The following is a 13164-nucleotide window of genomic DNA, read 5'->3' as shown; positions in this document are numbered from 1 at the left end:
GGTATCACCATCAACACCGCGCACGTCGAGTACAACTCGAACATTCGTCACTACGCTCACGTTGACTGCCCAGGTCACGCTGACTACGTGAAGAACATGATCACCGGTGCTGCCCAGATGGACGGCGCGATCCTGGTTTGCTCGGCCGCCGATGGTCCGATGCCACAAACCCGTGAGCACATCCTGCTGTCCCGTCAGGTAGGCGTTCCGTACATCGTGGTCTTCCTGAACAAGGCTGACCTGGTAGACGACGCTGAGCTGCTGGAACTGGTCGAGATGGAAGTTCGCGACCTGCTGTCCACCTATGACTTCCCAGGCGACGACACTCCGATCATCATCGGTTCGGCTCGTATGGCGCTGGAAGGCAAAGACGACAACGAAATGGGCACCACCGCTGTCAAGAAGCTGGTTGAGACTCTGGACAGCTACATCCCAGAGCCTGAGCGTGCTATCGACAAGCCGTTCCTGATGCCAATCGAAGACGTATTCTCGATCTCGGGTCGTGGTACCGTTGTTACCGGTCGTATCGAGCGTGGTATCGTCCGCGTTCAAGATGCCCTGGAAATCGTTGGTCTGCGTGACACTACCACCACCACCTGCACCGGTGTTGAGATGTTCCGCAAGCTGTTGGACGAAGGTCGTGCTGGCGAGAACTGCGGCGTTCTGCTGCGTGGTACCAAGCGTGACGACGTTGAGCGTGGTCAGGTTCTGGTCAAGCCAGGTTCGGTTAAGCCGCACACCAAGTTCACCGCAGAAGTTTACGTTCTGAGCAAGGAAGAAGGCGGCCGTCATACTCCGTTCTTCAAGGGCTACCGTCCACAGTTCTATTTCCGTACTACTGACGTGACCGGTAACTGCGAGCTGCCAGAAGGCGTTGAAATGGTAATGCCAGGTGACAACATCCAGATGACTGTCACTCTGATCAAAACCATCGCAATGGAAGATGGTCTGCGTTTCGCTATCCGTGAAGGCGGTCGTACCGTCGGCGCCGGTGTAGTAGCAAAGATTATCGAATAAGTAGTTGATTTCTCTCGATCAGGTCGGCATAATGGCCGGCCTGATAAGCTTTTAGGTCAGTAGCTCAATTGGCAGAGCGACGGTCTCCAAAACCGTAGGTTGGGGGTTCGATTCCCTCCTGACCTGCCAGATTCACCTCGTGTGTCTGGCTTTCTTTTCACAGGATTTTCCTAGATGACTCCCAAGGCTGAAGCCCAAGACTCTCGTTTTGATCTGCTCAAGTGGCTGGCTGTTGTCGCTTTGGTGGTTGTTGGTGTTGTGGGTAACCTCTATTACTCCGCCTCGCCGATTCTGTATCGCGTACTCGCACTGCTCGCTCTCGCTGCTGTTGCCGGCTTCATCGCCCTGCAGACTGCCAAGGGCAAGTCGTTCTTTACGCTGGTGAAGGAAGCTCGCACCGAGATTCGTAAAGTCGTATGGCCAACCCGTCAAGAAACCATGCAGACCACGCTCATCGTAGTGGCGGTTGTTCTGGTTATGGCGTTGCTGCTGTGGGGTCTCGACTCCCTGCTGGGTTGGTTGATTTCCTTGATTGTTGGCTAAGGGTGTCCCGTGGCTAAGCGTTGGTACGTTGTGCATGCTTACTCGGGTTACGAGAAGCATGTAATGCGCTCGCTGATCGAGCGCGTAAAGCTGGCTGGCATGGAAGACGGTTTCGGCGAAATTCTGGTCCCGACTGAAGAAGTGGTCGAGATGCGCAATGGCCAGAAGCGCAAGAGCGAGCGTAAGTTCTTCCCAGGTTACGTGCTGGTTCAGATGGACATGAACGAAGGTACTTGGCACTTGGTCAAGGATACCCCTCGCGTCATGGGCTTCATTGGTGGTACTGCAGACAAGCCTGCGCCTATCACTGACAAAGAAGCCGAGGCCATTCTGCGTCGCGTTGCCGATGGTAGCGACAAGCCGAAGCCGAAGACTCTGTTCGAGCCGGGTGAAGTGGTCCGCGTTATCGACGGTCCGTTCGCTGATTTCAACGGCACCGTTGAAGAAGTTAACTACGAGAAGAGCCGGATCCAAGTGGCCGTGCTTATTTTCGGTCGCTCTACCCCGGTAGAGCTTGAGTTCAGCCAGGTCGAAAAGGTCTAGCCGAACACAGCATCCCATACCCCGCAGCCCTATGTGCTGCGGGGTTTTGTCGTCACTGGGATAAAACGCAAGTAATCCGGGGAGCCTTATGGCGTTCGTACCCGATATTGGAGTAGCTCATGGCTAAGAAGATTCAGGCTTACATCAAGCTGCAAGTAAAGGCCGGCCAGGCCAACCCTAGCCCACCCGTTGGTCCAGCACTGGGTCAACACGGTGTGAACATCATGGAATTCTGCAAGGCCTTCAACGCCCGTACTCAGGGTCAAGAAGCCGGCCTGCCGACTCCTGTGATCATCACTGTTTACAGTGACCGTAGCTTCACCTTCGAAACCAAAAGCACCCCTGCTTCGGTTCTGCTGAAGAAAGCAGCTGGCCTGACCAGCGGTTCTGCGCGTCCGAACACCGTTAAAGTCGGTACTGTGACCCGTGCCCAGCTGGAAGAGATCGCAAAAATCAAAAATGCTGATCTGACTGCCGCTGACATGGAAGCAGCCGTGCGTACTATCGCCGGTTCTGCTCGCAGCATGGGCCTCAACGTGGAGGGTGTGTAATGGCTAAGCTGACCAAGCGCCAAAAGGCCATTGCTTCGAAGCTCGAAGCTGGCAAAGTCTACAACTTCGAAGACGCAGCAGTGCTGCTGGCCGAACTGTCCACCGTGAAGTTCAGCGAATCCTTCGACGTTGCTGTCAACCTCGGTGTTGACCCACGTAAATCTGACCAGGTCGTTCGTAGCGCTACCGTGCTGCCACACGGCACTGGCAAGACCGTACGTGTTGCTGTCTTCACCCAGGGTCCAGCTGCTGAGGCCGCTCTGGCTGCCGGCGCTGACCGTGTAGGTATGGACGATCTGGCTGCCGAAATGAAAGGCGGCGACCTGAACTATGACGTCGTTATTGCTTCCCCGGACGCAATGCGTGTTGTAGGTCAGCTGGGTCAGGTTCTGGGTCCTCGCGGCCTGATGCCTAACCCTAAAGTTGGTACTGTAACTCCAGACGTAGCCACCGCGGTTAAAAACGCCAAGGCCGGTCAGGTTCGTTATCGCACCGACAAAAACGGTATCATCCACACCTCCGTTGGCAAAGTTGGCTTTGAAGCTGGCAAGCTGAAGGAAAACGTTGAAGCCCTGATCGCTGATCTGAAGCGTATCAAGCCTGCTTCTTCGAAAGGTATCTACGTCAAGCGCGTTACCCTGAGCACCACTATGGGCCCAGGTCTGGTCATCGACCAGAGCTCGCTGAACGCGTAAGACAAAAGCCGACGCGAGCGATCGCGTCCGCTTGAAAAAATTGGGGTCCCTGCCTGGCGGGGGCTATCCAAGACCGTAGGCGGCGCAAGCCTTAAACCTCAAGCCTACGCAGATGGTGCTCCCGGTTCCTTACCGAATCAGACACCAAAACGACATCCGGCTTCGGCCAGATGAAACGGTAACAAGCAGGAGTTTTACCCGTGGCAATTAAACTCGAAGACAAGAAGGCCATCGTCGCTGAAGTCAACGAGGCTGCCAAAGTCGCTCTGTCCGCTGTCGTGGCTGATGCCCGTGGTGTGACTGTAGGCGCAATGACCGGACTCCGTAAAGAGGCTCGTGAAGCTGGTGTATACGTACGTGTTGTACGTAATACCCTGCTCAAGCGCGCTGTTGCTGACACTGAATTCAGTGTCCTCAACGACGCCTTCACCGGCCCGACCCTGATCGCATTCTCCAACGAGCACCCGGGCGCCGCTGCCCGTCTGTTCAAAGAGTTCGCCAAGGGTCAGGACAAGTTCGAGATCAAGGCAGCTGCGTTTGACGGCAAGTTCCTTGCCGCTAACGAAATCGACGTGTTGGCTACCCTGCCGACCCGCGACGAGGCTATCGCGAAGCTGATGAGCGTGATCCAAGGCGCTACCAGCAAGCTGGCTCGTACCCTGGCAGCTATTCGCGACCAGAAAGAAGCTACTGCTGCCTAAGGCACAGAAAGCACTTTCGAAATCATACGTTTAATTTGATAGCTGCGTAGGCTGTCACCCCAATACAGGATTTAAGTCATGTCTCTGACTAACGAGCAAATCATCGAAGCAATCGGCCAGAAAACCGTTCTGGAAGTTGTTGAGCTGATCAAAGCAATGGAAGAAACCTTCGGCGTTACCGCTGCTGTTGCCGCTGCCGGCCCAGCTGCTGCCGCTGCCGTTGTTGAAGAACAAACCGAATTCAACGTTGTTCTGGTTGAAGCCGGCGAGAAGAAAGTCAACGTGATCAAGGCCGTTCGTGAACTGACCGGTCTGGGCCTGAAAGAAGCCAAAGAGAAAGTTGACGGCGCTCCTCAGGTTGTCGCTGAAGGCGTTTCGAAAGAAGCCGCTGAAGACGCCAAGAAGAAGCTGGAAGAAGCAGGCGCTAAAGTCGAACTCAAGTAATTTCGACTTTGCGACGCCAGCCCGAGCGTTAAGCGTAAGGCTGATGGCTGGTGGCTCATGCCACCGGCCTTTTTCCGTTATTGGCGGCTGACCAGGTCGGCGCCAGTAACGTGCTTCAACCACCGATGACGGTGGCGCAAACCAAGGGGTTTGCACGATTTTCTGGCTGCTCCCGTCGGGAGAAGCCAAACAAGCAGGTGACCAAGCTGGGGAACGCTGATGGCTTACTCATACACTGAGAAAAAACGTATCCGCAAGGACTTTAGCAAGTTGCCGGACGTCATGGATGTGCCTTACCTCCTGGCCATCCAGCTGGATTCGTATCGTGAATTCTTGCAAGCGGGAGCGACTAAAGATCAGTTCCGCGACGTGGGCCTGCATGCGGCCTTCAAATCGGTTTTCCCGATCATCAGCTACTCCGGCAATGCTGCCCTGGAGTACGTTGGCTATCGTCTGGGCGAACCGGCTTTTGATGTCAAAGAATGCGTACTGCGCGGCGTGACCTACGCGGTACCGCTGCGGGTAAAAGTGCGCCTGATCATTTTCGACAAAGAATCGTCGAACAAAGCGATCAAGGACATCAAAGAGCAAGAAGTCTACATGGGTGAAATCCCCCTGATGACTGAAAACGGTACCTTCGTTATCAACGGTACCGAGCGTGTTATCGTTTCCCAGCTGCACCGTTCGCCAGGTGTGTTCTTCGACCACGACCGTGGCAAGACGCACAGCTCGGGCAAGCTGCTGTATTCGGCGCGTATCATTCCTTACCGCGGTTCGTGGCTGGACTTCGAGTTCGATCCGAAAGACTGTGTATTCGTCCGTATCGACCGTCGTCGCAAACTGCCTGCGTCGGTACTGCTGCGCGCGCTGGGCTACAGCACTGAAGAAGTGCTGGACGCTTTCTACACCACCAACGTATTCCACATCTCCGGCGAGAGCCTGAGCCTGGAGCTGGTGCCTCAGCGCCTGCGTGGTGAAGTTGCGGTCATGGATATCCATGACGAAACCGGCAAGGTGATTGTCGAGCAGGGTCGTCGTATTACCGCTCGTCACATCAACCAGCTGGAAAAAGCCGGCGTCAAGCAACTGGACGTTCCAATGGAATACGTCCTGGGCCGCACGACCGCCAAAGCGATCGTTCACCCGGCTACCGGCGAAATCCTGGCTGAGTGCAACACCGAGCTGAACACCGAGCTGCTGATCAAGATCGCCAAGGCTCAGGTTGTCCGTTTCGAAACGTTGTATACCAACGACATCGATTGCGGTCCGTTCATCTCCGACACCCTGAAGATCGACTCCACCAGCAATCAGCTGGAAGCGCTGGTCGAAATCTACCGGATGATGCGTCCTGGCGAGCCGCCAACCAAGGATGCTGCCGAGACCCTGTTCAACAACCTGTTCTTCAGCGCCGAGCGTTACGACCTGTCGGCCGTTGGTCGCATGAAGTTCAACCGTCGTATCGGTCGTACCGAGATCGAAGGTTCGGGCGTGCTGAGCAAGGAAGACATCGTCGAGGTCCTCAAGACCCTGGTCGATATCCGTAACGGCAAAGGCATTGTCGACGACATCGACCACCTGGGTAACCGTCGTGTACGTTGCGTCGGCGAGATGGCCGAGAACCAGTTCCGCGTTGGCCTGGTGCGTGTAGAGCGCGCGGTCAAAGAGCGTCTGTCGATGGCCGAAAGCGAAGGCCTGATGCCGCAAGACCTGATCAACGCCAAGCCGGTTGCGGCGGCGGTGAAAGAGTTCTTCGGTTCCAGCCAGCTCTCGCAGTTCATGGACCAGAACAACCCGCTGTCCGAGATCACCCACAAGCGTCGTGTCTCTGCACTCGGCCCTGGTGGTCTGACCCGTGAGCGCGCAGGCTTTGAAGTCCGTGACGTACACCCGACCCACTACGGCCGTGTGTGCCCGATCGAGACCCCTGAAGGTCCGAACATCGGTCTGATCAACTCCCTGGCGGCCTACGCCCGCACCAACCAGTACGGCTTCCTCGAAAGCCCGTACCGTGTGGTGAAAGAGGGTGTTGTCACCGACGACATCGTGTTCCTGTCGGCGATCGAAGAAGCTGATCACGTCATCGCCCAGGCTTCGGCCGCGATGAACGACAAGAAACAACTGATCGACGAGCTGGTAGCCGTTCGTCACCTGAACGAATTCACCGTCAAGGCGCCGGAAGACGTCACCTTGATGGACGTATCGCCGAAGCAGGTAGTTTCGGTTGCTGCGTCGCTGATTCCGTTCCTCGAGCACGACGACGCCAACCGTGCGTTGATGGGTTCGAACATGCAGCGTCAGGCTGTACCAACCCTGCGTGCCGACAAGCCGCTGGTCGGTACCGGCATGGAGCGCAACGTTGCCCGTGACTCCGGCGTTTGCGTCGTGGCTCGTCGTGGTGGCGTGATCGACTCCGTCGATGCCAGCCGTATCGTGGTTCGTGTTGCCGATGACGAAGTTGAAACCGGCGAAGCTGGTGTCGACATCTACAACCTGACCAAGTACACCCGCTCGAACCAGAACACCTGCATCAACCAGCGTCCGCTGGTGAGCAAGGGTGATGTGGTTCAGCGTAGCGACATCATGGCCGACGGTCCGTCCACCGATATGGGTGAGCTGGCACTGGGTCAGAACATGCGCATCGCGTTCATGGCGTGGAACGGCTTCAACTTCGAAGACTCCATCTGCCTGTCCGAGCGTGTGGTTCAGGAAGACCGCTTCACCACGATCCACATCCAGGAACTGACCTGTGTGGCCCGTGACACCAAGCTTGGCCCAGAGGAAATCACCGCAGACATCCCGAACGTCGGTGAAGCTGCGCTGAACAAGCTGGACGAAGCCGGTATCGTTTACGTGGGTGCTGAAGTTGGCGCTGGCGACATTCTGGTTGGCAAGGTCACGCCGAAGGGCGAAACCCAGCTGACGCCAGAAGAGAAGCTGCTGCGCGCAATCTTCGGTGAGAAGGCCAGCGACGTTAAAGACACCTCCCTGCGTGTGCCTACCGGCACCAAAGGTACTGTCATCGACGTACAGGTCTTCACCCGTGACGGCGTTGAGCGCGACAGCCGTGCGCTGTCCATCGAGAAGATGCAGCTCGACGAGATCCGCAAGGACCTGAACGAAGAGTTCCGTATCGTTGAAGGTGCAACCTTCGAGCGTCTGCGTTCTGCCCTGAACGGCCAGATCGTCGATGGTGGTGCAGGCCTGAAGAAGGGCACTGAGATCACCAACGAAGTCCTGGACGGTCTGGAGCACGGCCAGTGGTTCAAACTGCGCATGGCCGAAGACGCGCTGAACGAGCAACTTGAGAAGGCTCAGGCCTACATCGTTGATCGTCGCCGTCTGCTGGACGACAAGTTCGAAGACAAGAAGCGCAAGCTGCAGCAGGGCGATGACCTGGCACCGGGCGTACTGAAGATCGTCAAGGTCTACCTGGCAATCCGTCGTCGCATCCAGCCGGGCGACAAGATGGCCGGTCGTCACGGTAACAAGGGTGTGGTCTCGGTGATCATGCCGGTCGAAGACATGCCGCATGACGCCAACGGTACGCCAGTTGACGTGGTACTCAACCCACTGGGTGTACCATCGCGTATGAACGTTGGTCAGATCCTCGAAACCCACCTGGGCCTGGCGGCCAAAGGTCTGGGCGAGAAGATCAACCGCATGCTCGAAGAGCAGCGCAAGGTCATTGAGCTGCGCAAGTTCCTCACCGAGATCTACAACGAGATCGGTGGTCGTCAGGAGAGCCTGGAAGACTTCACCGACCAGGAAATCCTGGACCTGGCGAAGAACCTCAAAGGCGGTGTGCCAATGGCCACTCCAGTCTTCGACGGTGCCAAGGAGCGCGAGATCAAGGCCATGCTGAAACTGGCAGACATGCCAGAAAGCGGTCAGATGCAGCTGTTCGACGGCCGTACCGGTAACAAGTTCGAGCGTCCAGTGACCGTTGGTTACATGTACATGCTCAAGCTGAACCACTTGGTGGACGACAAGATGCACGCGCGTTCCACTGGTTCTTACAGCCTGGTTACCCAGCAGCCGCTGGGTGGTAAGGCGCAGTTCGGTGGTCAGCGTTTCGGGGAGATGGAAGTGTGGGCGCTGGAAGCATACGGCGCGGCATACACCCTGCAAGAAATGCTCACAGTGAAGTCGGACGACGTGAACGGTCGGACCAAGATGTACAAGAACATCGTGGACGGCGATCACCGTATGGAGCCGGGCATGCCCGAGTCCTTCAACGTGTTGATCAAAGAGATCCGTTCGCTCGGTATCGATATCGATCTGGAAACCGAATAACACGTGACGCGAATCGGGAGCGTGGCTGAAAAGCCCGCTCCCTGCTCCGCCAGGAGGAAAGGCCTTGAAAGACCTACTGAATTTGCTGAAAAACCAGGGTCAAGTCGAAGAGTTCGACGCCATCCGTATCGGATTGGCCTCGCCTGAGATGATCCGTTCGTGGTCGTTCGGTGAAGTTAAAAAGCCGGAAACCATCAACTACCGTACGTTCAAGCCTGAGCGTGACGGCCTGTTCTGCGCCAAGATCTTTGGCCCAGTCAAGGACTACGAGTGCCTGTGCGGTAAGTACAAGCGCCTGAAGCACCGTGGCGTCATCTGTGAGAAGTGCGGCGTTGAAGTCGCTCTGGCCAAGGTTCGTCGTGAGCGCATGGCGCACATCGAACTGGCCTCTCCGGTTGCCCACATCTGGTTCCTGAAATCGCTGCCGTCCCGTATCGGCCTGCTGATGGACATGACCCTGCGTGATATCGAGCGCGTTCTCTACTTCGAGAGCTATGTCGTTATCGATCCGGGCATGACCACTCTTGAAAAAGGTCAGCTGCTGAACGACGAGCAGTACTTCGAAGCGCTGGAAGAGTTCGGTGACGACTTCGATGCCCGCATGGGTGCCGAGGCTGTCCGCGAGCTGCTGCACGCTATCGACCTGGAGCACGAGATCGGTCGCCTGCGCGAAGAAATTCCGCAGACCAACTCGGAAACCAAGATCAAGAAGCTGTCCAAGCGTCTGAAACTGATGGAAGCCTTCCAGGGCTCGGGCAACCTGCCTGAGTGGATGGTCCTGACCGTTCTGCCGGTTCTGCCGCCAGACCTGCGTCCATTGGTTCCGCTGGACGGCGGTCGCTTCGCGACTTCCGACCTGAACGATCTGTATCGTCGGGTGATCAACCGTAACAACCGACTGAAGCGCCTGCTCGACCTGTCCGCGCCGGACATCATCGTGCGCAACGAAAAGCGCATGCTGCAGGAAGCGGTCGATGCCTTGCTGGATAACGGCCGCCGTGGCCGTGCCATCACTGGCTCGAACAAGCGTCCTCTGAAATCCCTGGCCGACATGATCAAGGGTAAGCAAGGTCGTTTCCGTCAGAACTTGCTCGGTAAGCGTGTTGACTACTCCGGCCGTTCGGTAATTACCGTAGGTCCGACCCTGCGTCTGCACCAGTGCGGTCTGCCGAAGAAGATGGCCCTCGAGCTGTTCAAGCCGTTCATTTTCGGCAAGCTGGAAATGCGTGGTCTGGCGACCACCATCAAGGCCGCCAAGAAGATGGTCGAGCGCGAGCTGCCAGAGGTGTGGGACGTTCTCGCTGAAGTGATTCGCGAACACCCCGTACTGCTCAACCGTGCACCGACCCTTCACCGTCTGGGTATCCAGGCGTTTGAACCGGTACTGATCGAAGGTAAGGCTATTCAGCTGCACCCGCTGGTCTGTGCTGCGTACAACGCCGACTTCGACGGTGACCAAATGGCCGTGCACGTGCCGCTGACGCTGGAAGCCCAGCTCGAAGCGCGCGCGCTGATGATGTCGACCAACAACATTCTGTCGCCAGCCAACGGTGAGCCAATCATCGTTCCGTCGCAGGACGTTGTACTGGGTCTGTACTACATGACCCGTGAAGCCATCAACGCCAAGGGCGAAGGTCGCGTATTCGCTGACCTGCAGGAAGTCGACCGCGTATTCCGCGCCGGCGAAGCAGCCCTGCACGCGAAGATCAAGGTTCGTATCAACGAAACCGTGAACGACCGTGACGGCGGCAGCGTCAAGAACACCCGTATCGTCGACACTACCGTCGGTCGTGCGCTGCTGTTCCAGGTTGTACCACCAGGTCTGTCGTACGACGTGGTCAACCAGCCAATGAAGAAGAAGGCGATCTCCAAGCTGATCAACCAGTGCTACCGCGTGGTTGGTCTGAAAGAGACCGTGATCTTCGCTGACCAGCTGATGTACACCGGTTTTGCTTACTCGACCATTTCCGGCGTCTCGATCGGTGTTAACGACTTCGTTATCCCGGACGAGAAGGCTCGCATCATCGGTACCGCTACCGACGAAGTGAAAGAGATCGAAAGCCAGTACGCCTCCGGCCTGGTAACCCAGGGCGAGAAGTACAACAAAGTCATCGACTTGTGGTCGAAGGCGAACGATGAAGTTTCCAAGGCGATGATGGCCAACCTCTCGAAAGAGAAAGTCATCGACCGCAACGGCGACGAAGTCGAGCAAGAGTCGTTCAACTCGATGTACATGATGGCTGACTCCGGTGCCCGGGGTTCGGCAGCTCAGATTCGTCAGCTGGCCGGTATGCGTGGTCTGATGGCCAAGCCGGACGGCTCGATCATCGAGACGCCGATCACCGCGAACTTCCGTGAAGGTCTGAGCGTACTCCAGTACTTCATCTCGACTCACGGTGCTCGTAAAGGTCTGGCGGATACCGCGTTGAAAACCGCGAACTCCGGTTACCTGACTCGCCGTCTGGTAGACGTTGCGCAAGACCTGGTCGTTACCGAGATCGATTGCGGTACCGAGCAAGGCCTGCTGATGACGCCGCACATTGAAGGCGGTGACGTAGTAGAGCCGCTGGGTGAGCGTGTACTGGGCCGTGTAATCGCCCGTGACGTGTTCAAGCCAGGCACCGACGACGTGATCGTCCCTGCCGGCACCCTGGTCGACGAGAAGTGGGTTGAGTTCATCGAGCTGAACAGCATCGACGAAGTGATCGTGCGTTCGCCGATCAGCTGCGAAACCCGTTACGGCATCTGCGCCAAGTGCTACGGTCGTGACCTGGCTCGCGGTCACCAGGTGAACATCGGTGAAGCTGTCGGCGTTATCGCTGCACAGTCGATCGGTGAGCCGGGTACCCAGCTGACCATGCGTACGTTCCACATCGGTGGTGCTGCAAGCCGGACCTCGGCTGCCGACAGCGTCCAGGTGAAGAACGGCGGTATGGTTCGTCTGCACAACCTGAAGCAGGTTGAGCGCGCCGACGGTAACCTGGTTGCCGTATCGCGTTCCGGTGAGTTGGCGATCGCCGACGAATTCGGTCGTGAGCGTGAGCGTTACAAGCTGCCGTACGGTGCTGTGATTTCGGTCAAGGAAGGCGACAAGGTCGACGCTGGCGCCATCGTCGCCAAGTGGGACCCGCACACCCACCCGATCGTTACCGAAATGAAAGGTACCGTGACCTTCGTGGGCATGGAAGAAAACATCACCATCAAGCGTCAGACTGACGAATTGACTGGTTTGACCAACATTGAAGTTCTGGACGTCAAAGACCGTCCGGCTGCAGGTAAGGAAATCCGTCCTGCAATCAAGATGGTCGACGCCAATGGCAAGGATCTGCTGCTGCCAGGTACCGACGTACCGGCTCAGTACTTCCTGCCGGCGAACGCCCTGGTTGGTGTGGCTGACGGTGCCCAGATCGGCGTCGGTGACGTTATCGCGCGTATCCCGCAAGAAACGTCGAAGACCCGTGACATCACCGGTGGTCTGCCTCGCGTAGCTGACCTGTTCGAAGCGCGTCGTCCGAAAGAAGCCTCGATTCTGGCTGAAGTCAGCGGCACCATCGCCTTCGGTAAAGAGACCAAAGGCAAGCGCCGTCTGGTCATTACCCCGAACGACGGTAGCGATCCGTACGAAGAGCTGATTCCGAAGTGGCGTCACCTGAACGTCTTCGAAGGCGAACAAGTGAACCGCGGCGAAGTTATCTCCGACGGTCCAAGCGATCCGCACGACATCCTGCGTCTGTTGGGTGTCAGCGCGCTGGCCAAGTACATCGTCAACGAGATTCAGGACGTTTACCGTCTGCAAGGCGTGAAGATCAACGACAAGCACATCGAGACCATCCTGCGTCAGATGCTGCGTAAAGTTGAGATCACTGAGTCGGGTGACTCCAGCTTCATCAAGGGCGACCAGATGGAACTGACCCAGGTACTGGTAGAGAACGAGCGTCTGGGTGGTGAAGACAAGTTCATCTCCAAGTTCTCCCGTGTACTGCTGGGCATCACCAAGGCCTCGCTGTCCACCGAATCGTTCATCTCGGCGGCTTCCTTCCAGGAAACCACCCGCGTACTGACCGAAGCGGCGGTAACCGGCAAGCGCGATTACCTGCGCGGCCTGAAAGAAAACGTGGTTGTGGGTCGTCTGATCCCGGCCGGTACCGGTCTGGCCTATCACAGCGAGCGCAAGCGTCGCCGTGATGCCGACAAACCGCTGCGCGTAAGTGCCAGTGAGGTGGAAGCCGCACTGACTGAAGCGCTGAACTCCAGCGGTAACTGAAAGTAGGGCAGGGCCCCGGCTGACCCGATCCGGTCATTGACAACATAAAATGTTGCCGATGACTGGAGGAGGGAGGCTGGGGCCTCGTCTTGACTGGGGGCAAGATCCTCTTT

Annotated in this window: 9 protein-coding genes and 1 tRNA gene; all 10 read left to right on the top strand. The window is 57.1% G+C overall.

Translation table 11 applies throughout. The features are described from left to right. Positions 1-1017 (top strand): elongation factor Tu (gene tuf, locus I5S59_RS20295; protein WP_128321420.1); only part of this gene is annotated, 1017 nt, incomplete at its 5' end. A 53-nt stretch (positions 1018-1070) separates the two neighbouring features. After that, positions 1071-1146: transfer RNA gene (locus I5S59_RS20290), tRNA-Trp, on the top strand. Positions 1147-1191: 45 nt separating this feature from the next. Further along, positions 1192-1560 (top strand): preprotein translocase subunit SecE, encoded by a 369-nt coding sequence (gene secE / locus I5S59_RS20285; RefSeq protein WP_128321421.1) that lies wholly within the window; start codon positions 1192-1194, stop codon positions 1558-1560. Between the two features lie 9 nt (positions 1561-1569). Beyond that, positions 1570-2103: a transcription termination/antitermination protein NusG gene (nusG, locus tag I5S59_RS20280; RefSeq protein ID WP_010220294.1), complete on the top strand. Its 534-nt coding sequence runs from the start codon at positions 1570-1572 to the stop codon at positions 2101-2103. 119 nt (positions 2104-2222) lie between these two features. Then, the gene (gene rplK / locus I5S59_RS20275; protein WP_128321422.1) at positions 2223-2654 is read left to right on the top strand and encodes a 50S ribosomal protein L11; all 432 of its coding nucleotides are present in this window, start codon (positions 2223-2225) and stop codon (positions 2652-2654) included. Further along, a complete protein-coding gene (gene rplA, locus I5S59_RS20270; RefSeq protein WP_028944938.1) occupies positions 2654-3349 on the top strand; it encodes a 50S ribosomal protein L1 in 696 nt (231 codons plus the stop codon). The genes rplK and rplA overlap by 1 nt, the downstream gene beginning before the upstream one ends. Before the next feature lie 200 nt (positions 3350-3549). Then, the gene (rplJ, locus tag I5S59_RS20265; RefSeq protein WP_028944939.1) at positions 3550-4050 is read left to right on the top strand and encodes a 50S ribosomal protein L10; all 501 of its coding nucleotides are present in this window, start codon (positions 3550-3552) and stop codon (positions 4048-4050) included. Between the two features lie 78 nt (positions 4051-4128). Next, positions 4129-4494, top strand: coding sequence for a 50S ribosomal protein L7/L12 (gene rplL, locus I5S59_RS20260; protein WP_007957596.1), 366 nt, complete (start codon positions 4129-4131; stop codon positions 4492-4494). 219 nt (positions 4495-4713) lie between these two features. Continuing rightward, entirely contained in the window at positions 4714-8787 is a 4074-nt protein-coding gene (rpoB, locus tag I5S59_RS20255; RefSeq protein WP_128321423.1) for a DNA-directed RNA polymerase subunit beta, read from the top strand. Between the two features lie 64 nt (positions 8788-8851). Further along, on the top strand, positions 8852-13051 hold the full coding sequence (gene rpoC, locus I5S59_RS20250; protein ID WP_128321424.1) for a DNA-directed RNA polymerase subunit beta': 4200 nt from the start codon (positions 8852-8854) through the stop codon (positions 13049-13051). Positions 13052-13164 lie beyond the last annotated feature (113 nt).

Source organism: Pseudomonas alkylphenolica (assembly GCF_016009175.1).
Classification (GTDB): Bacteria; Pseudomonadota; Gammaproteobacteria; order Pseudomonadales; family Pseudomonadaceae; genus Aquipseudomonas; species Aquipseudomonas alkylphenolica_B.
The sequence above is the reverse complement of the archived record's forward strand: the minus strand, read 5'-3'. Positions and strand labels throughout refer to the sequence as shown.

Excerpts from the sequence above, each read along its gene's own strand:
- rplA (WP_028944938.1), top strand. The coding sequence starts at position 2,654 with ATGGCTAAGCTGACCAAGCGCCAAAAGGCCATTGCTTCGAAGCTCGAA.
- rplK (WP_128321422.1), top strand. The coding sequence starts at position 2,223 with ATGGCTAAGAAGATTCAGGCTTACATCAAGCTGCAAGTAAAGGCCGGC.
- rpoB (WP_128321423.1), top strand. The coding sequence starts at position 4,714 with ATGGCTTACTCATACACTGAGAAAAAACGTATCCGCAAGGACTTTAGC.
- rplL (WP_007957596.1), top strand. The coding sequence starts at position 4,129 with ATGTCTCTGACTAACGAGCAAATCATCGAAGCAATCGGCCAGAAAACC.
- secE (WP_128321421.1), top strand. The coding sequence starts at position 1,192 with ATGACTCCCAAGGCTGAAGCCCAAGACTCTCGTTTTGATCTGCTCAAG.